Origin of the sequence: Pseudoalteromonas rubra (genome assembly GCF_000238295.3) — a bacterium.
GTDB classification, from domain to species: Bacteria; Pseudomonadota; Gammaproteobacteria; order Enterobacterales; family Alteromonadaceae; genus Pseudoalteromonas; species Pseudoalteromonas rubra.
Map to the genome: position 1 here is coordinate 141,744 of NZ_AHCD03000035.1, position 19,697 is coordinate 161,440.

The 19,697-nt window shown below is 46.8% G+C and carries 15 protein-coding genes and 2 pseudogenes; 11 read left to right on the forward strand and 6 right to left on the reverse strand.

What is annotated here, in order from left to right:
- The first annotated feature begins 149 nt into the window (after window positions 1-149).
- Both PRUB_RS11610 and PRUB_RS11615 read left to right on the forward strand, forming a co-directional pair.
- A pseudogene (locus PRUB_RS11610) lies at window positions 150-1,121 on the forward strand (transposase).
- Window positions 1,122-1,482: 361 nt separating this feature from the next.
- Window positions 1,483-2,304, forward strand: coding sequence for a transposase (locus tag PRUB_RS11615; protein WP_242065240.1), 822 nt, complete (start codon window positions 1,483-1,485; stop codon window positions 2,302-2,304).
- Between the two features lie 215 nt (window positions 2,305-2,519).
- Here the strand turns inward: PRUB_RS11615 and PRUB_RS26430 are convergent.
- Window positions 2,520-3,517, reverse strand: a pseudogene (locus tag PRUB_RS26430) (IS4 family transposase); the annotation flags it as partial.
- A gap of 133 nt (window positions 3,518-3,650) precedes the next feature.
- Between PRUB_RS26430 and PRUB_RS11630 the strand changes: the two are divergent.
- Together PRUB_RS11630 and PRUB_RS11635 are read left to right on the forward strand one after the other, a co-directional pair.
- Window positions 3,651-4,415, forward strand: a complete 765-nt coding sequence (locus PRUB_RS11630) for a hypothetical protein (RefSeq protein WP_155946428.1) — start codon at window positions 3,651-3,653, stop codon at window positions 4,413-4,415.
- Between the two features lie 195 nt (window positions 4,416-4,610).
- Window positions 4,611-4,982 (forward strand): hypothetical protein, encoded by a 372-nt coding sequence (locus tag PRUB_RS11635; protein ID WP_010386121.1) that lies wholly within the window; start codon window positions 4,611-4,613, stop codon window positions 4,980-4,982.
- Between the two features lie 33 nt (window positions 4,983-5,015).
- On the opposite strand, the gene PRUB_RS11640 is transcribed toward PRUB_RS11635, so the two are convergent.
- Window positions 5,016-6,056: an IS481 family transposase gene (locus tag PRUB_RS11640; RefSeq protein WP_198452353.1), complete on the reverse strand. Its 1,041-nt coding sequence runs from the start codon at window positions 6,054-6,056 to the stop codon at window positions 5,016-5,018.
- 369 nt (window positions 6,057-6,425) lie between these two features.
- Here PRUB_RS11640 and PRUB_RS11645 point away from each other — a divergent pair, with 369 nt between their 5' ends.
- From PRUB_RS11645 to PRUB_RS11660, 4 genes are all read left to right on the forward strand, one after another.
- Window positions 6,426-6,608 carry a DUF7684 family protein gene (locus PRUB_RS11645; protein ID WP_052026457.1) on the forward strand — a complete coding sequence of 61 codons (183 nt, stop codon included), beginning with the start codon at window positions 6,426-6,428 and terminating at the stop codon, window positions 6,606-6,608.
- Between the two features lie 173 nt (window positions 6,609-6,781).
- Entirely contained in the window at window positions 6,782-7,078 is a 297-nt protein-coding gene (locus PRUB_RS11650; protein ID WP_010384810.1) for a hypothetical protein, read from the forward strand.
- Window positions 7,079-7,943: 865 nt separating this feature from the next.
- Window positions 7,944-10,721: a collagenase gene (locus PRUB_RS11655; RefSeq protein ID WP_010384809.1), complete on the forward strand. Its 2,778-nt coding sequence runs from the start codon at window positions 7,944-7,946 to the stop codon at window positions 10,719-10,721.
- 90 nt (window positions 10,722-10,811) lie between these two features.
- Entirely contained in the window at window positions 10,812-11,579 is a 768-nt protein-coding gene (locus tag PRUB_RS11660; protein WP_040645221.1) for a type 2 periplasmic-binding domain-containing protein, read from the forward strand.
- 76 nt (window positions 11,580-11,655) lie between these two features.
- Here the strand turns inward: PRUB_RS11660 and PRUB_RS11665 are convergent, their stop codons facing one another.
- The 4 genes from PRUB_RS11665 to PRUB_RS11680 all read right to left on the reverse strand — a co-directional run bounded on the left by PRUB_RS11665 (window position 11,656) and on the right by PRUB_RS11680 (window position 16,264).
- On the reverse strand, window positions 11,656-12,096 hold the full coding sequence (locus tag PRUB_RS11665) for a VOC family protein (protein ID WP_010384807.1): 441 nt from the start codon (window positions 12,094-12,096) through the stop codon (window positions 11,656-11,658).
- A 95-nt stretch (window positions 12,097-12,191) separates the two neighbouring features.
- The gene (locus tag PRUB_RS11670; RefSeq protein WP_010384806.1) at window positions 12,192-14,150 is read right to left on the reverse strand and encodes a pre-peptidase C-terminal domain-containing protein; all 1,959 of its coding nucleotides are present in this window, start codon (window positions 14,148-14,150) and stop codon (window positions 12,192-12,194) included.
- Window positions 14,151-14,171: 21 nt separating this feature from the next.
- Window positions 14,172-14,852, reverse strand: a complete 681-nt coding sequence (locus PRUB_RS11675; RefSeq protein WP_010384805.1) for an Lcl C-terminal domain-containing protein — start codon at window positions 14,850-14,852, stop codon at window positions 14,172-14,174.
- Window positions 14,849-16,264 carry an ethylbenzene dehydrogenase-related protein gene (locus PRUB_RS11680; protein ID WP_242065241.1) on the reverse strand — a complete coding sequence of 472 codons (1,416 nt, stop codon included), beginning with the start codon at window positions 16,262-16,264 and terminating at the stop codon, window positions 14,849-14,851. The genes PRUB_RS11675 and PRUB_RS11680 overlap by 4 nt, the downstream gene beginning before the upstream one ends.
- 263 nt (window positions 16,265-16,527) lie before the next feature.
- Between PRUB_RS11680 and PRUB_RS11685 the strand changes: the two genes are divergently transcribed.
- From PRUB_RS11685 to hda, 3 genes are all read left to right on the forward strand, one after another.
- On the forward strand, window positions 16,528-17,736 hold the full coding sequence (locus PRUB_RS11685; RefSeq protein ID WP_010384803.1) for a sensor domain-containing diguanylate cyclase: 1,209 nt from the start codon (window positions 16,528-16,530) through the stop codon (window positions 17,734-17,736).
- 111 nt (window positions 17,737-17,847) lie between these two features.
- On the forward strand, window positions 17,848-18,903 hold the full coding sequence (locus PRUB_RS11690) for a DUF2066 domain-containing protein (protein WP_010384802.1): 1,056 nt from the start codon (window positions 17,848-17,850) through the stop codon (window positions 18,901-18,903).
- Between the two features lies 1 nt (window position 18,904).
- Complete coding sequence (hda, locus tag PRUB_RS11695; RefSeq protein ID WP_021032882.1) at window positions 18,905-19,609, forward strand: DnaA inactivator Hda; 705 nt, start codon at window positions 18,905-18,907, stop codon at window positions 19,607-19,609.
- Window positions 19,610-19,697 lie beyond the last annotated feature (88 nt).

A 19,697-nucleotide genomic window follows, 5' to 3' on the forward strand; every position in this document is an offset into this window, starting at 1 on the left:
GTGGAGCAAACAGAGACACCCACCCGAAATTGGCGTGCAAGGGAGCAAACAGAGATGTGGGACAAACAGAGACACCCACCTAAAATTGGCGTGCGGAATGTACGTCGTCTACCTTTAGGTAATGCTCAATGGATTGAGGATGCTAGATTATGCCAATGGCAAGGAAGAAGCAGGTCAGCTTATCAGACACTAAGTACTACCACTGTATATCCCGGTGTGTTCGCCGGGCATTTCTGTGCGGCAACGACCGCGTCACGGGCAAGTCTTATGAACATCGGCGAGACTGGGTTGAGGAAAAATTGCTTACCCTTGCGAAGGTGTTTTGCATTGATGTGTGTGGCTATGCGGTTATGAGCAATCATACGCATATTGTGTTGTATGTGGATGATAAGAAAGCACAAAGGTTATCAGATAAAGCGATAGTGCTTCGCTGACATAAACTGTTTAAAGGTAGTTGGCTGACGCGAAAATACATCAATGGTGATGAGCTTAGCGAGTCAGAGCGCAATATGCTTGATGGAGACATCAGAGAATTCAGAATACGCCTTGCGAGCATCAGCTGGTTCATGCGGGTGTTGAATGAAGGCATTGCCCGCAAGGCCAATAAAGAAGATGGTTGTACAGGCCGGTTTTGGGAAGGGCGATTTAAGTCACAGGCCTTACTGGATGAAGCAGCACTGGCAGCGTGCCTGGCGTATGTTGACCTGAACCCAATCAGAGCCAAAATGGCAGAGACACCGGAAACGTCAGACTACACCAGCATTAAAAAACGTATTGATTATGCACGGCAAGGAAAGCAACCTAAGAGCTTACTGCGCTTTGCAGGTAACCCAAGAAAACACATGCCTAAAGGGTTGCCGTTTGAGCTGACCTATTACATACAGTTAGTTGAATTAACAGGCCGATGCATGCGTGCAGATAAGCGGGGTTATATCAGCGATAGCCAGCCATTGCTGACACGGTTGCAAATAGAGCCAGACAATTGGCTCAAGCTCACTACGCAATTTACGAAGGTCTTCCATGGCGCGGTAGGGCGAAAGCAAGTGATGACGGATTACTGTGAGCATCTTCATAAAAGGCGACGCGCCAACTTGACTCAGTGCGAGCGTTTACTGGGTTAACACCTTCCCGTGAGTACCATTTCGATTTATCTAAGTTGAGGCTTGGATGCGCATTCGTATTGTCCGAATCTGATTATTTTCTAGGATTTCGTGCTTAAACATACGACTTTAATTGCTCAGAGCTTATAGGAAGCGCAACATTTGTTAGTCTTGCAATTCGACTTTGAACCTGCCCACAATTGGTCTGTAAATTTACAGGTGGGTGTCTTATGAAAACCCTTACAGGTGGGTGTCTCATGAAAACCTAGCAGAAATATAATTAAGGCGACTACGCCCCAAACAACGGTGGTTGATGGAGATGTTTTTATATATATACAAGATATGCTGGGGATACCTAAGTCTTTTGTGAAGAGTAAAAGATATGAATAGATTTTTATTATTTTTGTTTTTTTCTTTGTGTTCTAATTTCTCTTTTTCTAATCCCTCTTTAGAAGGTGATGTAGAAAAAATTAAAGCGCATTTGGATGGGTTGGTTAAAGGTGGGGGGAAATTGTCACATAAACTGTTTAAAGGTAGTTGGCTGACGCGAAAATACATCAATGGTGATGAGCTTAGCGAGTCAGAGCGCAATATGCTTGATGGAGACATCAGAGAATTCAGAATACGCCTTGCGAGCATCAGCTGGTTCATGCGGGTGTTGAATGAAGGCATTGCCCGCAAGGCCAATAAAGAAGATGGTTGTACAGGCCGGTTTTGGGAAGGGCGATTTAAGTCACAGGCCTTACTGGATGAAGCAGCACTGGCAGCGTGCCTGGCGTATGTTGACCTGAACCCAATCAGAGCCAAAATGGCAGAGACACCGGAAACATCAGACTACACCAGCATTAAAAAGCGTATTGAGCATGCACAGCAAGGTAAGCAACCCAAAAGCCTGCTGCGTTTTGCGGGTAACCCAAGAAAGCACATGCCTAAAGGGTTGCCGTTTGAGCTGACCTATTACATACAGTTAGTTGAATTAACAGGCCGATGCATGCGTGCAGATAAGCGGGGTTATATCAGCGATAGCCAGCCATTGCTGACACGGTTGCAAATAGAGCCAGACAATTGGCTCAAGCTCACTACGCAATTTACGAAGGTCTTCCATGGCGCGGTAGGGCGAAAGCAAGTGATGACGGATTACTGTGAGCATCTTCATAAAAGGCGACGCGCCAACTTGACTCAGTGCGAGCGTTTACTGGGTTAACACCTTCCCGTGAGTACCATTTCGATTTATCTAAGTTGAGGCTGGGATGCGCATTCGTATTGTCCGAATCTGATTATTCTTCAGGATTTCATGCTTAAACTTACGACTTTCACTAATCAGAGCTTATAGAAAGCGCAGCATTTGATAGTCTTGCATTTCTTTATTGAACCTGCCCACAATAGGTCTGTGAATTTACCGGTGGGTGTCACTTAAAAAATTGACAGCACAGCACGATCTCTGATGGTATTTGCCTGAAACTTTCGTTGCCAACTTGAGTGCTGAGCATACAGGCCGATCCACCAGAGAATAATGGTCGCCAGCAAAGAGAGTAATAACAGTATATCGAGCCGGTTGGGGCATCGACTTTTACTATGTCTCAGGCCCATACCGTATTGGGGGCTTTTCAGGTCTCGAAAGCTTTCTTCGATTTGCATACGTTTGGCGTAAAGTGAGACTACACGTTTGGGTTGGAACAATTCTACGGGCAGGTTGGTGGCTAATAGCCAGGGCTCCTTACTACCAGTTCGATAACTTTTTTGGGCGGTATGATGCCTGCCAGCTTTACCTCACCAATATAACGTCCACGGGGAGTGGTGGATGGATAAAGTGCTTGATTTACGTGCCAATCTTCGCTGTTCTTATGCTGATGAGTGACTTTGCCACGCACCCGTCCCAGCCAGAACCAACCTTTTTTATCGACCTGTCGAAACCAGGTGTTTCGATATCCAGCATCGGTCACGATGAGTGGAATACATTTATCAGGCAGGATGCTGGCCAGTTCATCAAGGAACAGCTGATGGGACTTAGGTGAGTTGTATTGAGCAAAGGTGAAAGTGCGTTCATACACGATCATTGAACGCCCTTGAATGCTGACGGAAGCACGCAACGTCATCAGCCGTAGTTGTTCGCGCACATCGGCCCAGTCGACCAGTAAAATGGGCATGGGATTAGCGCCACACGTCAGGCGAGCATGAAAGCGGTAAATAGCAAGCCGGTCGTTATGCATGGCAGTGTTGCCAAGCAGTCGGTCCATACGTTTAATGTTGTGTTTTGCAGCGACAGGTCCCTTCATGTTTCGACCCAGCTCAGTAAGAGAAAGTTGATTGCTATCGAGCAAAGTATCAGTTGCCAGCATTAATGAATCAAGGCGCCGGGCATGAATTTGGGGGCAGTTTTTTCTTAGCATATCGTGTAGGATGGTGATATCACGCATGGTGTTGTTATCTGGTTAGTTTTTGGCGAAATAAATTAGCTCAAACAATGCTGTGCGTGTCCGCCACATTGATTTTAAGAATGATTATCTGGGGATTCCTCAGAGCACGGCGTTAGTTTTTTTGGAGAGTTCAGTGGAAAAATGTTTAATGTGTGGGAGTAAAAGTGAGCTTCAGAACTCACATGCAATTCCTGATACTTTCTTTAAACGAATTTATCGCTCAAACGCAGGTAAGGCTATTGTTGTACCGGGAGGAGGAGATGAACCAATTCATTACTCCAGCGATAGTTGGGCGACGAATCAATTATGCTCAAGTTGTGAGTCATTGCTCAATGTCAGCTACGAACAGTACTCAATCAAAGTGCTTCGGGGTAAAGGTTGCCGAATCATCAAGCATGATGGCGGTGTCACTTTCAATGGAATAACCGGTAAAACACTGGTTAGCTTCTTTATTTCCGTTTTTTGGAGAGCTGCCAACTCAAAACACCCCAATTATTTTAAGGTTATGATTCCAGAACCATGGAATTCGCAAATCAGATCAAAGCTGATCTCGAAACAGAAGATCCCTGCAAACTTGGCTACTGTTAAAGTTTCTCGGTTAATCGATCGAACAGAGTGGTTCAGCTTAACAAGCCTGAAGAGCCTGATTATAAAACCGTTTTTCCGGAGAGTAGCTCATCGGCGGTACTCATTCTGTTTCATATTCGAAGGTTTTTTGATTGAGATTTTTACGCCGGGCTTAGCTTTACGTGAGCGATTTCAGGGTGGTGTGCTTGGCAATCAAACCAAGATTCTATCTGTACCTTTCATAGATATATTTGATATCCCTGAAATGGAAGAAGCAATGGTTGAAGGGTATGGTAAATATGTTGATGGCGACGTGACATTTGAAAACTAACAAATTGCTCAAGAGTGACGGTTAGGCTTTGATACTTTTGGTTCGGTGAAGTGCAGGGAGTACGTGGCTTTGCTCATGTTGCTCGGAGTTAGTCGCACCATAGCAAAGCGTTATAGCTCAGGAGAAAGTCATGTCTGGAGCGTCCATATATGTCACTTAAAAAATTGATGGCATTAACTGCCAAAGGAGAGTGTAGTGCATGAAGTAATAAGTAAGTTAAAACCGCTGAGTATCAAAGAAGTCTTTTTTGGTGCAAGTGGTTTTAATATTGTTGATGGATCTTCGATTAATAAACTCCAGTTAGGCTACAGTATTGACCCTGATGGTAACGACTTAACTGGTATGAACGAAGGGGATTGGCAGGATAGTTGGGTTGTTATAGGGACTGATACTGAAGTCGGAGATCCATTCTTCGTAGATATAAGTGAGTCATCGTTGCCAGTTTATACCGCAATGCATGGAAATGAATATTGGGAACCTGAGCTAGTTGCAACTTCTTTAACTTCTTTCTTAGAGTTACTTTCTTATCTGCATGGATTAAGTTGTACTAGCTCAGACTTGACCTGACAGTTACCCGTTTTTCAATCGGTGACTGTCAGCCTAGATTTGGGCTAAATTCTTTTCAACCCAGATCGATTTCCCATCTAATAATGTTTCAAGCGGCGTTCTTCCGCAGCATTTTTTACCTTGATGAGTTCGGTCATTATTGTAGTAATTTATCCACTCGTCCAGGTCCTTTTGGAGCTCTTCCAGAGAACTGTACAATTTTTTGCGAAATGTCACTTGGTAAAACTCTTGAAGTATCGTTTTGTGGAAGCGTTCGCAGATACCGTTTGTCTGCGGCGACATCGCTTTGGTTGTAGTATGGTCTATGTCGTTGATCGCTAGGTAAAGCTGGTAGTCATGGTGCTCAACCTTACCGCAGTACTCAGTTCCCCGGTCTGTGAGGATCCTTAACATGGGCAGCTCATGCTGCTCGAAGTAGGGTAAAACTCTATCATTCAGTAGATCTGCTGCTGTGATCGGTGTTTTAGTGGTGTAGAGCTTTGCAAAAGCGACTTTACAATATGTATCAACAAAAGTTTGCTGATATATACGGCCAACTCCCTTTAGGTTTCCGACATAAAAAGTGTCTTGTGAACCAAGGTATCCGGGGTGCTCAGTTTCAATTTCGCCGCAGGCTTCATCGTCCTGTTTTTTCTTCTCAAGGGCTGTTACCTGGGACTCTGTGAGAATGATACCTTCTTGCGCGACTTTAGCCTCTAGTGCTTTCAGACGTTTTTTAAAGTTTTCCAAGTCATGGCGCAACCAAATTGACCGCACACCACTGGCAGAAACAAACACGCCTTGTTTTCTCAACTCATTGCTGGCTCTGACTTGCCCGTGAGCCGGAAATTCAAGCGCGTAGGTGCAAACTGCTTTTTCAGTTTCTTCATCTACGCGATTCTTCAGGTTTGGTGCTCTACGCGATTTATCGATGAGTGCATCAATACCGCCTTCATCAACGAGCTCTTGATAACGATAAAATGTATCTCGCGAAACCCCCATCATTTTGCAGGCTTTAGATACGTTTCCAAGCTCTTCAGCCAGGTTGAGCAAACCAGCTTTGTGTTTAATGATTGGATTGTTAGTATGTAACATGAGAGTTACTCCTTAGTTGTTTTGAACAAAGATTCGACACCTTTATCAAAACGGGTAACTCTCAATTTTTCAAATCGAAATGTCAGGTCTAGTCGGAACTAATTCAATTAAGTGAACAAAACTGTCCGCAAATCGAACCTGATGAAAGTACAATCTCTGATTTTAATACGCTTTCTTCAATACAAACACGACTACAAAGCATTTCTGGAGAAGATGATTTTTGGGAAGATTTCATTGAACAGCATAAAGAATGGCTCGAAGAATAAAGCAGTTAACAAGGCCGTATAACTAAGGACACAAAACAGCAGGCTTGTGCTCCTTCGTCGTCAATTTTAGTCTGCTAATATCATTTTCGTCGGAGATAGCGACTTGAATGATGAAAATATGGTTGTAACAACTTGGCATGATGATGAGCCGCTGTCAGAAGTATTTTGGTTTGCAAAACATTTAGCATCACACCCTTACTATGAACTTAGAGATACGCTAGTTATTCATATCTCTAGCGGCGAGCCACGCAAACAAGAGTTCGGCGAACTTTTAAAAAACGCATAACAAGTTACAAAAAAGGGCGCATTCGTTCTAACCCATTCCTGTCCAAAAAAGAGATAGAGCGAATGCCCGTCGTTCGCCCACACACCTACATACTTTGAAACGATTTGTCATACTCATCTGGACCCACCTTTGCTACACTTCCTGAATCGTCGTCATCGCATATTGGAAGTTTTATGTTTTCTTTAATCAAAGGGTTATTGTTTAAGTCTCTGAAGCACCAGGCGGGCCGAAAAGTGGCTGATGCTGTTGTTGAAAAATGTGTTCAGCAGGGCATGGAGTATATGCGTGGGCGAGGTGGCTCAGCGCCGCAAAAGGCCAGCGAGCTGGACGGGTTGATTGTCGGGCTCAATAATCTGACTGCCAGGCGATTGCCTGATGGTCAATACCCGATCAGATTAGAGCATCAAACCCTGATAGTCACAATTGAAAACCATGGGATTGTGTCGATTACCGAGTTACACACCGATTAGTTAAGAGCAGGCAGAGCTTTGATTTATTTGAAGTTAAGCACAGAAATGGATTGTAATGTTCCTGTCTGGTCCATATGTAACTATCTGAAAATGTTTAAAAAGCATTAACCATCTACGAAAGTCGTTAGCCTGAGTCAGCTGTAGACTTAGTAAAAGGCTTACTTTTCCTCACCTGTGTTTAAAGCTGCGCGCTATACAAGCTGATGAACAGACTCCTGGCATCGTGTCCCACTTCGTATGCTGGCGCGCAAAGAGACTTTGGGTGTCTGCTCTGAGTTGTTCATTCATTCTGCAGGTTATCCTTTTGGATACCATTTTACTTGCCAATTCTTCCAATCCATATAAATAACACCAGGACCACGCAGAAAGCACCGATGTTTATCGGGCTCTGTAGAGTTGATTCAATTACCGCGCCTGTAATGTGAGTAGTGTGCGTTGGTAAGTCTCTCATACCGCTTCAATCGTGCAGCTTTCTCATTCTAACATGCCAACTTCGGCCAGTTTAACAGCCGGTCTTACGGCAACGTACCAGACTTCAGGCTCCACTTTTTGCACTTCACTTTGAGTATTGGTTAACAAGTGGTGGCTATGCGACCAGTTGCGAGCCAGCCTTTGTTGATGAATTTGCTACTAATTTTTTGATCTTTTGACTGCTTTTTGAGCGAAATCACAAAGGTATCTATTTTTATTCTTTTCATAAAACCGATAACTTTCTGACTTAAATGAATAAATTATGCTTAAAAGGAAAAGCTAGGTGGTATATTCAATAAAATTATATAAATTATATTGTATACACTGTGTGCGTGGTGTTAATAATATGTCACCTCTTTTGGGGTTTGGATACACATTTAAAAAAGGTTAAATTATGAAAATAAAAGCAATAATCGCTGCGCTTCCCTTGCTCTGTGCAAGTGTAGAAGCCGCGCAACAACACGTTGAACGACACTTTAAACCACTGAGCGTGGCTGATCTGCAATTAGCACATGGCGATGAGGGTCATAATCACGCCGCACAGGACAACGCGCCGACAGCAGCACGTGACACTGCGCTGCATTCACATTTGCCCGTGATGATGCAGATGGCGTCTGAGCAGGTTGACCTTGCCAGTGGTTGCGACTTAACCGCATTTGCTAACGCGAGTGCATCGACAATCGTGGCCCAGATCACGGGGCAGGGTGCAACCTGCGTTAATGATCTGTTCAGTGCGCCGTCGGCGACTCAGGTGGCGACTTTTACATCGGCCAAAATGTTGGCTGCAGCGCAGCAAGCGACGACCCTGTCAGGCAGCTATAGTGGCACCGGCAGCAGCGAGCTGGAAGCGCTGTTCTTGTTTATTAGAGCCGGTTTTTATGTTGAGTTTTACAATGACTCCGTGAGCTTTGATCCCACAGTGCAGAGTACAGTTCGAAGTGCCCTTGATGCCTTTGTGAATAATCGTCATTTCTATGACAACAATGATGCGCACGGAGAAGTGCTGAGTGAAGTCATGACGACGATGGACTCTGCTGAGTTACAGCATGTTTATCTGCCTGTGGTCAAAGCCTGGTTATCTCGCTGGAGTGAAAGCTATGCAACCAGCTGGCATATGCGTGGTGCGGTGAATGGGATCTTCACCATTTTATTTAGGGGTCAGTGGAACAGTGATTTCGTTACGCTGGTTGGCAAAGATACGGAACTGGTTAGCTTGCTGGCTAATTTCACTAAACAAAGCTGGATGGTGGGCTCGGACGCAGAATTCTTGATAATTAATGCGGGCAGAGAACTTGCCAGACTTAAAAACTATCAGGGTACGCCTATCCAGAGCGCGGTTGATACGGCCTTGAAAGCGCTATTTTCTACTTATCAGAGCTATGGCTATGGGGACGGGATCTGGCTTGGGGCCGCTGATGTTGCGACTTACTACGCGGATTGTAATGATTTTGGGATCTGTGGGTTTAAAGAGGAGCTGACCAACAAGGCCTTGTCACAGACCTATCAGTGCAGCAGCACAATCCGCATTCGTTCGCAAGATATGACCCAGGCACAACATCTGTCAGCATGTGACACCATGGCGGCGGAAGAAACTCGCTTCCATACCATGCTGGAAACCAATCAAACACCAGTTGCTGATGACAACAATACGATGCTGCAGGTCAATATTTTCAACAGCAGCAGTGACTACAAAAAGTATGCAGGACCAATTTTTGGTATTAGCACAGATAACGGCGGTATGTATCTGGAAGGCGATCCGAGTGTGATTGGCAACCAGGCTAACTTCATTGCCTATGAAGCCAGTTATGCCAAGGCTGATCATTATGTCTGGAATCTGGAGCACGAATACGTGCATTACCTGGATGGCCGTTTTGACTTGTATGGTGACTTTAACGCGCCGACTGAGGCAATTGTGTGGTGGAGCGAAGGGGTTGCAGAGTATGTGGCAAACCTGAACGATAATCAGCGCGCCATAGATACGATTAAAGACGGTAGCACCTATCAGTTAGGCGAAGTATTTGAAACCACTTATGATGGTTTTGACCAGGATCGTATCTATCGCTGGGGCTATCTGGCGGTACGCTTCATGATTGAAACACATAAAGATGAAGTTAATGCAATGCTGGGGGAGACGCGGGTTGGCAACTGGAGCGCCTATAAAACGCGTATGAATAAGTGGGCTGCACAGTACAGCAACGAGTTTACTCAGTGGACCCAGCAACTGGCCGGGGACACCAATCAGGCACCAACTGCCGTGATCAATGGGCCTTATCAGGGCACTGCTGGTTCATCGGTCAGCTTCAGCAGTCAGGGCAGTTCAGATCCTGAAGGTCAAAGCCTGAGCTATCTGTGGCAGTTTGGCGATGGCGCGCAGAGCACCCAGGCCAGCCCCGCACATACTTACGGGGATGCCGGAAATTACACGGTGACATTGAAAGTAACCGACAGTGAGGGATTGGCACATCAAGTCACCACTCAGGCCGTGATTGAAGCAGATCAGGGGATCACTGAGCTGCAAAATGGTCAGGCAGTACGAGTCGCTGGCGCTCAGGACGAACTGAAGTACTTTAAAGTCCAACTGCCGGCCGGGGCAACTGATCTGACGGTCAGCACTAGTGATGGCACGGGGGACGTTGATTTATACCTGCGCCATGGTCAGCAACCCACGCTGGACACCTACGATTGTCGACCTTATGTAGGTGGTAACGCTGAGCGATGCGATGTTGCGACACCTCAGGCCGGAGAGTATTACATAATGCTCAGAGGCTATAACGCCTACGCGGATGTGAACTTGGTTGCAAGCTATACAGCACCGGTTGCGGGTTTGCCGGATACTTGCGTGGATCAGGGCAGTGTCTCTGGTGGTCGACTATCCGCTGATCAGGCGGTTTGCTTAAGTGATCAGGATCCTATGTGGTTTAGCCTTGAGAATGTGAGTGGTCAGCAAAGCATTCGCATTGAAACCGCACATGGCAATGGTGATTTGACGCTGGAGTACAGTAACCAGGGCTGGCCTGACGGGAGCAATGTTGACGCCCGCTCTGAGCGTGCAGGCAATGGTGAATGTATCAACCTCAGCGGGCAAAGCCAGTACTGGGGATATTTGAAGGTGAGCGGTGCGCCAAGTGGTGCCACTATCCAGGTTACTTATAACGATGGCTGGTGTAACTAAGGTTAAGACTATTTAACAAACGTGCTTGAAGGTTGGAGAGACAGGCTCTAGATTTAAAGGGTCTTCTCCAGCCTTTTGTGGCAGCTATTTGTGAAATTAAACCTGTTGATTAATGGCCTTATCTTACTTTTACTCAGTGTACTATTGCCGTCGCACGCAGCAGAGCAGCTGAACATCTATGTCTACCACAATAAACCGCCTTACATCATGAATCAGGAAGAGCAGCGCGGCCTGTATTTTGACTTTGTAGCCTTACTCAATGCGTCTCAGTCCCATACACGTTATAAGCTGGTTTATCTGCCACGCAGGCGTATTGAACGGGATCTTAACGAGCAAACTCTCGATGGTGCTGTATTGGGGGTTCACCCTGTGTGGTTTAAAGACCCCGATAAATCACGTTATTTGTGGAGTACAGCCCTGATGTATGACACCGATGAGTTCGTCTCTTGTGCTGAAAACCCCTTTGAATACGATGGCGCAGCTTCTATGGCTAACAAAAAGTTTGGTGGCATTTTAGGCTATCATTATTTTCGCACGGTTAAGCCCGTAAAAGCGGGGGCGCTGGAGCGAGTTGATGCAAACAGTGAAGAAGGTCTGCTGGAGCTGGCGCTGAGAGAGCGTGTTGATTTTGCGATTGTCAGCCGTTCAACACTAAACTACTTTATCAAAAAGAATCGCTGGCAGGAGCACTTCCATCTGTCCAAACAACCTCATGAAACTTACTATCGGGCAATGCTTTTACCGAAACAACTTCAGCCCCAGTTTGAAAAGTTATCAGCCATACTCAGCGATGAAGAATTTCGCAGCAAGCTGACTCAATTATTAAGCCGTTATCAGATAGATGCAGGTCCGGGCTGAGACTTGCGCGTTTATATCGGGCTCAGATTTTGAACCCGAATTTACAATCAATGACTGTCTCTAAGACAGAACTGCTTTACCAGCTTCCGGTATTTTCCATGCTTAGCCAGGGCTCTTGTGGTGGCAGCGGCTCACCTTGTTGCAACAATTCAATTGAGATACCATCGGGGGATTTGATAAAAGCCATGTGCCCGCATCTGGGAGGGCGATTAATAGTAATGCCCGCCGCCTGAAGCTTTTCGCACAGCGCATAAATATCTTCTACGGCAAAGGCTAAATGCCCGAAGTTACGCCCGCCAGTGTATTGTTCAGTATCCCAGTTGTAAGTAAGCTCAATGGTGGGAGAAAAGTGCGTTTTAGCTTCTTCCAGCTGGCCTGGTGCCGCCAGGTAAACCAGTGTAAAACGGCCTTTTTCACTGTCCTTACGTTTTACTTCCACCAAACCCAGTAGATCACAGTAAAAATTTAATGATGCGTCGAGGTTCTCGACCCGAACCATAGTATGCAGATATTTCATAAATTTGCCCCTTTAAAGTCAGGACTGAAAGATGAGGGCATATCGAGAAAAATCAAGGAGAGCAGGGGGATTGCTCTCCTGATTGCGTCAGATTATCAATACTCTGCGGTCAATGTGACATCGCTGAAGCCTTTATAGGCTTTCACGGAGATATGCCATGTACCGGTTTGAGGTTGAGTTTGTGTGCACGTTTCGGCATTACCATCTTTGTATGGACGGCAATCGTAACTGGATGAGGTTGGCTGGGCGCCATAGCGAACATACAGATCGGCATCACCGCTGCCGCCGGAGGTACTGACGGTGAGCTTAGTGGCACTGGCTGGCACATCAAAGGTTTTATGGATCCAGTTGCCTGTTGTTGCATTCAACCCAGTCCAGACTTGTTTATTACCATCTCCCGGTGGAGTGCCCAGATCATACTGGCCGACTATGGATACGCCGGAAAACGCCTGATAACCCCGAACCACGATATAATAAGTGCCTGCTTGTGCCGGGTTGATGCTGCAACTTTCATTATTACCATCTTTATAGGGGCGGCAATCATACGTTGAGGTTGTGGGTTTTTGCGCAAAGCGTACGTAGAGATCGGCATCGCCACTGCCACCGCTCATGGTAAAGCGCAGATTGCTTGCTCCTTCTGGTACAAGCATTGTAAAGACCTTTTCACTGTCAGCGGCGCCAGAGAGGTTACCGACAGGCTGGCCGTTTTGCAGCTCATTGCCAGGGTCAACCGGGCCACTGTCTCTGTCGATGATTGACAGTGAATTGGCTGCGCGCTTGAGTGTCATGGTTTCTCCAAGCTCACTGGCATACCACCAACTGATATTGGCAGGCAGCGCCAGCGCATCGGCAGCACGTTGTTCGCGTGTGAGCGTATCAGCGCCAGCTGTGAATTGCGCGGTTTGCACTTTCAGGGTGTCGGGTGCCACACTCAGTACTTTAAACTGTTGAATGCTGGCTAAATCAATCGTCCAGCTTTTCGGATCGTTGGCAGAGCGTGCCGGGGCACCCCAGCTGCCTTCGCCTACATAGACGGTACCGCCGGTGGTGGTTTTGGTAAATCCGGATCCTGAAGGCTGCAAAGCTTCGGTCAGCTTGTTGATGTGTGTATCGGATTCCACGACCAGGTTCATGCCATTTTGATAAAACAAATCAGCCCACCAGGTATGCAAAATCGTATTGTCCGATTTGCCAGAGTAGTGGGGATACATGGGCTTATGGTATTGGGCAATACGCCACTTGGTGCTAGCGCCACTATTTTGCAAGTCTTGTTTCAGCCAATTGTTCATGGCCGTCGCATAGGCAGACCAGCCACTGTCTTTATACTGGCTGTTGAGGGTGTAAACACGCAGGAGGTTAGCAATATTAAAGGCACCATAGCTGTCTTTATTGGTGCAGGCACCATCTTTGTCAAAATCTACGCCGAATACCTGACAAAGCGTTTTAAAGTTGTCGCCTTCATGGTTACCAAATGTCGCCACAAACGGGTAGATGCGTTTATAGCTTTGTCCGTCGATCACGTCGTTTGAAAATGTCAGCTGCCAGTCTTTGAGATACTCTCGCATTTCCTGAGCAGAATTGGCATTGGTATAGTCACCACCATGCATGATAAACAGAGGACGGATCTTTGCGACCAGTTCGTTGCCTTCACGTCGAGTCGTCCAGCCTGTGCGGGTGTCTCCGCCCGCGATGGCGACGAACCCTGTGCTAGTTTGGGGTGCTGTTTTAAACCATAAGCGCTGGCCACATCCGGTGCTGTCGCAAACGCGGTAGTAAATAGCAGTATTGGCACTCAGCCCCGTTAATGTCACAAACTCGCTTTGCAGGCTCCCATCAAAAACACTCGTGGCTGTTGGTTGCACTGTCGTCCAGCTTAGTTCATTCGTTGTGGTGCCATATTTTACGTAATGGTTATTGCCGCCAGTAGGGGTATATCCCACAGTGGCCTGATGACTGGGGTTGGCGTCCCAGATCAGACGATGATAATCACTGGCGCTGTGGGCAGTGGTGGCATATAAAGCAACCGTGGTGAGGCCCGCTAAAAGCACTCTCATAGACTCGTTTCCTGTTGTTGGTTAATGGGTCACACCTTTGAGGCGTGTAGATTGAAACTCTGTGGGTAAGTCGGCCACCAGTAACACAAACGCTGCATTACGATAGGGAAGTGGGTACTGCTCCCCGGTATGAAAGTTGACAGCAGTTGCACCTTGTTTGAAGCGTTGATAATGGCCCGAAAGAGGCTGTGAATGATCCGCACTCCAGTAATCTCCATGCTTCATATGAGGGAAAAAGTCCTGGGCGATATGCACATGCCCGGGGCGTGCCGGGTTTTGCAGTAAGCTGCTTAATTCACCACTGGTAGGCAGGCGCCAATGTGTCAGACCGCACAAGGCTGTCTGTCTGGCTCGGTTAATCAAATCCTGAGTATCACATCGCGAAGACTCGAAGTAACAATCTCCCAGGTTTGCTTCGCCTCTGGCCTGGCTTTGCATGGTCTCGTCAGCTGAGAGATACCAGGAATACGTCCAGTAGCCGTCATGGATGTTTTCGCTGTCGGTTTTAACTTCCCATACCAGGTCCCGCTGGGTGTCTAACACACAAGACCAGGGACCTTGCCAGGGGGACAATGCATTACCTGATTGATCCAATTTAACAAATCTAGGGTGTGGCTGGACGACTGGGCTCAAAGGCTCTATCCACAACAATGAGATAACAATGACAGCGGTCGCCAATGACATTAATAGACGTGTGATCATAGCGGGTACCTTAAGATGGCTGGACGAATGTGGCGGGTGTGTGCCACCTGAGCATGGTCAAAAGCGGAAAACCACATGCAAGTACCACTTTCAAGTGGCACATCATGTAAAGAGCCGGTGTTGTGCTTGCGCACTAATTCAAGGGTCCAGATACCGCTGTCCCAGCTACCTCGTGCTCTGACATCGGCTCGATCTCCCTCGAACCGATTAGAGCGGTACAGAATAGATGAGAGCTTGCTTCCGGGTACAAACATATCCTTTTTCTTGTGATAAGGCGTACTGCCAAACCAGGGTAAGACGTTCAGGTGCACATTGTCTTCGTCTGGTAACCGTTTTGGGATGACGGTTTCTGGCGTGTACCACTGCCAGTTCATCACATAGGCACCACTTTCTTTGCCATCAGGCTGATACCCGGCGGTATAGCGGCGCTGCCCTTGCTGCACCAGGGCCGGTGGCCCAAAAAAATTATCATCAGCCTGATACATGTCATTGGTTCTCACCGCTTTCCAGTGCCATAAGTCTCGTATTTGTCCATCCATACTGGCGTGGAACCCCTTGCCATGCCAATTGGGTGGTTTGCCATCAAGGGGTCGATGGCCTAAATGGGTGGTATTGTCAGCTCCGCCAGAACATGAGCGGGAAAGCATCACCGCCAGTTTGTCCTCGTAGAAAGTACGCTCATCAAATTGGTAAAAGCCATTTTGTTGGATTTTCCAGCCTGCCTCGGTTTTTAATAAAGGCAGGTGGTTGGTGCTCATGCTGGGATCGGTCCAACGTATCAGGAAGTAGCTTTCATACTGATTGGCCAGTGCCTGCACGCGAATAGTGCTGCGGCCATCATCAAAGTTCGCGCCACCATGGGTTTCAATGGTGTAAACAGGTGCCCTTGTCCAGTGTGCTTCATCACCGTGCCCATCTATGTCAATGAATTCACTTGGGCTCAGCGACGCGACTTCAAGTGTGTCAGCCGAATAGCGAGTGCTGATGAATAACAGAGACCCCAGTACGAATACAGAGGCCAGAATAAACGCACCTTGTTTCTCAATGTGTGATGGGAGGAGCGCAAACAAAACGCGCTTGCCGTGTTGAATGAAGTAAATCCAGCCATGGATGAGCAGGTAAAGTAGCAATAGCCACATACTGAAAAAGTGTAGTGGCTGCATCTGCGCAACATATATACCGGCCCAGAGTAACCAGCCTGAAAACAGTAGGCTTAATATAATCAGATACCCCAGACGGTTAACCCAAAGGTGATATTGGTTTGGGTTGCTACGATAGGGTCGCCACAGTGAAAGCAACAAAAAACAGGTCGCCAGTACACTGAGGCTACTGGCACTGGCAATATGCCAAGGGTATAAGTCGCCCTCAGGCAGCAGTGGGCTAATGACCATCAGCCAATCTTGCGTTAGCAAAGAAAATCTTAAGCCGGTAAGCAGACTGCAAACCACCAATAAGATGACCAAGGCATGAAGAAGGACAAACGTGACTCTACGCATCGTAATTTTTGTTATTCGTATGTTTAAATAGTGTAAACATAAAGGGTTGCAGTTTTATGTCAAGCACTAACTCATGCGTAAATTCATGTATTCACCTGCGAATTATTCGCAACGCAATCTGATAAAACCTCGACTAAACTAAATAAGTGCCCGATGAAAGGTGAAAAAGTGAGAACCGGATGAATGAGTTTTTGTCAGAGACGACGGAAGAAGCCCTCGACAGCGGAGAAGTAATTGACAGCATGACAGACATAGTGGCCTGCTTAAATACCAGTGATTCAATCCAACGGTTTTTGTTGGACATACACTGTATTTTGCAAAAGGTGACGTATGCGGATAACTTTTATGTCGTGCTATATCGGGAAGATGGCAGTCTGACCTTCCCTTATTTTCATGATGTAAAGGATGACATTGACCCGGAAGATTTAGAGGCACTGTCTCTGGATGAAATCGCTCATTCATTAACAGCCTATGCTTTGCAGTCGCAAAATGTGTGTAACTACACCACAGAGCAATTGAATGACATGGTGGCAGAAGGGCGGTTAAATATCATCGGCACAGTGCCAAAACAATGGCTTTGTTTTCCCCTCGTCAATCGCAACAACTTTATGGGCGCATTTATCATACAATCTTATCGTCGTGAGGATGAATACTCAGGTGTGATTGTCGATGTGCTGTTTACGATTAGCCATGTGATCTCCTCAGCCCTGGATGCGTTCAATAACCAGCAAGCTTTAGTAGAAGCCAACACGGTTTTGCAAAACTACCAGGGTGAATTAGAAATCAAAGTCGCGGAACGCACCCAAGAGCTCGAATCGAGTCTGACTGAGTTGCAAAAAGAAATTGGTATTCGGGAGGCATTGCAACAGCGGTTGGAGCATGAAGCGTTACACGACACACTGACGGGCCTGACGAACCGAAAATTTCTATTCCGGGAGCTGAATAATCTCGCAGAGCGGTCAAAGCGAGGTTTGGTTACCGTGCATATTTTGTATCTGGACTTAGACGATTTTAAACCCATCAATGATAACTATGGCCATCACAGTGGTGATATCGTGTTGCAGGAAGTTGCCAAGAGAATACAGGGTGAGCTGCGTGTTTACGATGTGCTGTGTCGTCTGGGTGGGGATGAGTTTGTGGTGGTGCTGTCTGATCCACTCGAAAAATCAGTGCTAATGCAGATCTGTTCGCGCCTTATTGCTTGTATCTCTTCGCCTATTCAACTGGAAGGCGGTCAACAGGTACAGTGTGGGTGCAGTATCGGCGTTGCTAATAACACTGGGGTGTTCAGTGCTGAGGCCCTGCTTAAATGTGCTGACAGTGCACTCTATTCATCGAAAGAGCTGGGCAAAAACCAGGCATTTTTTTATGAACAAGCGTCGCTTTGACGATAAATTCCGCAACCCGGTATCAGCTAATTAAAATCTCTCTGCACTGGCTTTTGCTTTGCAGCGTCGATTGCATTAGGATCGGGTTTTCTCCTTAACTTTTTGGTTGTTATGGCACTGAGATTCTTTTTACTGGGTTTGTTTGGCTGGTGTATGGCTGCAAGCGCGGTTGAGGTAACAGACCTATACGAAGCCACCTTACAGGTGGACAACAAAACGCGTGCAAAGCGCGTGGTAGCCAGTCAGCAAGCGCTGGACCGTGTGATCCAAAAGTTGACAGGCCGCACGGAGCATTTAAATCACCCACTTATCCGGCAAAGTAAGAAACGTATTTCTGATTATATGCTCAAATATGAGTATATCGAGTCTGCGGATGGTGATATCAAAATACGCGTAAGGTTTGAGGCAGACAAAGTCGAGCAGCTTGTCAGAGACAGCAATTTACCCTTATGGGGAAATCGTCGTCCCATGATTGCAATCTGGCTGGTGATAGAAGACAACCTGAGACGAGAATTTGTTACCCAGGAAAGTTACCCCCAATTGGAGCGGTTAATTTATGACACGGCGGCAGAGTGGGGGATCCCCGTTGTTGTACCTTTGATGGACCTGACTGATCGAGCGCAGGTCGGCATTGCTGAAGTGTGGGGAAATTTTTCGGAGCCGGTTGAAGCCGCTTCGATGCGCTATAACGCAGAGCGGGTGATCACCGGCCGTTTGTTTAAACAACCGAATAGCAGCAGTTGGCAACTCGATTGGCGCTACACAGATACGGATCAGTTTGAATCGACCCAACAAGTGGGTGACAAACAGCAATTACTTATCGCCATGATTAACGATATGTCAACGGCACTGGCCGCTGAGTATGTGATAGACCCTAATCGTTCATATGCGACCAGCAGCACTGTTTTGACCGTGGATAAGCTGACTTCATTTAGTAAAATTGAACTGGCCAGAAGACAGTTGCTAAGTATTAGCACAGTGCAGGATGTAGATGTCATTTATCGTCAGGGAGATTTGGTCAAGTTTGAAGTTGAACATGGCTCATCCGTCGTTGACCTACAAAAATCACTCAAATTAGAGCGCGCATTTAGTGTTTATGTTGACCCTCGCGCGTTTTATCAGGTTGCTAGTGCCAATAACCTCAGATATAGCTGGGTAGGGCAATGATATGATGCAGCCAATGCAAATGGCGTTGCCCGTTACTTTACCTGATGATGAAACTTTCAGTGCCTATTTTGGTGGTGAGGGGTCGCTTGAAGTGACGCATCTGAAAAGCGCGCTCGAATCGAGCCAGCAGGATTTTCAGTTCACTTATTTGTGTGGCCTGGGTGACTCAGGTAAGTCGCATTTACTTTATGCTACCTGTATCCACGCGCAAGAGCAGGGCCTGTCGACCATACTGCTGTCGCTCAGAGAAGTGATTAACTTTGGTCCTGCAGTGCTCGATGGTCTGGAAAATCTGGATGTTGTGTGCATTGACGATGTGCATTTGGTGGCAGGTGATGAGCCCTGGGAAAAAGCCCTGTTTAATTTTTTTAACCGCTTCAACGAACCCGGCAAGTGCCTGGTTGTGACCGCGGATCTGTTGCCGAACATGCTCAATTTGAGTTTGCCTGATCTGGAATCACGGTTTACCTGGGGAACCACCTTTCAGATCCGTTCAATGAGCGATGACGATAAGGCCGAAGCACTGGTAAAACGCGCGAAAATGCGGGGCCTTGAACTCAGCGATGAATGCGCGCGATTTTTACTGACCCGGCTTAGCCGCGATATGCGTGCTTTGCTGGATGTGCTTGATAAACTGGATCATGCTTCAATGGCAGCCCAGCGAAAATTAACAATCCCATTCATTAAGACGACTTTGAATTTGTGAACCTCACTTGTGGAATTTTTGACCGTCGACGTCACAAATTCCACAAGAAACGCTAAACCAGCCCAAAATCAACCAACAACCAGCAAAT

Excerpts from the sequence above, each read along its gene's own strand:
- PRUB_RS11615 (WP_242065240.1), top strand. The coding sequence starts at position 1,483 with ATGAATAGATTTTTATTATTTTTGTTTTTTTCTTTGTGTTCTAATTTC.
- PRUB_RS11640 (WP_198452353.1), bottom strand. The coding sequence starts at position 6,056 with ATGTTACATACTAACAATCCAATCATTAAACACAAAGCTGGTTTGCTC.
- PRUB_RS11650 (WP_010384810.1), top strand. The coding sequence starts at position 6,782 with ATGTTTTCTTTAATCAAAGGGTTATTGTTTAAGTCTCTGAAGCACCAG.
- PRUB_RS11655 (WP_010384809.1), top strand. The coding sequence starts at position 7,944 with ATGAAAATAAAAGCAATAATCGCTGCGCTTCCCTTGCTCTGTGCAAGT.
- PRUB_RS11665 (WP_010384807.1), bottom strand. The coding sequence starts at position 12,096 with ATGAAATATCTGCATACTATGGTTCGGGTCGAGAACCTCGACGCATCA.
- PRUB_RS11670 (WP_010384806.1), bottom strand. The coding sequence starts at position 14,150 with ATGAGAGTGCTTTTAGCGGGCCTCACCACGGTTGCTTTATATGCCACC.
- PRUB_RS11675 (WP_010384805.1), bottom strand. The coding sequence starts at position 14,852 with ATGATCACACGTCTATTAATGTCATTGGCGACCGCTGTCATTGTTATC.
- PRUB_RS11685 (WP_010384803.1), top strand. The coding sequence starts at position 16,528 with ATGAATGAGTTTTTGTCAGAGACGACGGAAGAAGCCCTCGACAGCGGA.
- PRUB_RS11690 (WP_010384802.1), top strand. The coding sequence starts at position 17,848 with ATGGCACTGAGATTCTTTTTACTGGGTTTGTTTGGCTGGTGTATGGCT.
- hda (WP_021032882.1), top strand. The coding sequence starts at position 18,905 with ATGATGCAGCCAATGCAAATGGCGTTGCCCGTTACTTTACCTGATGAT.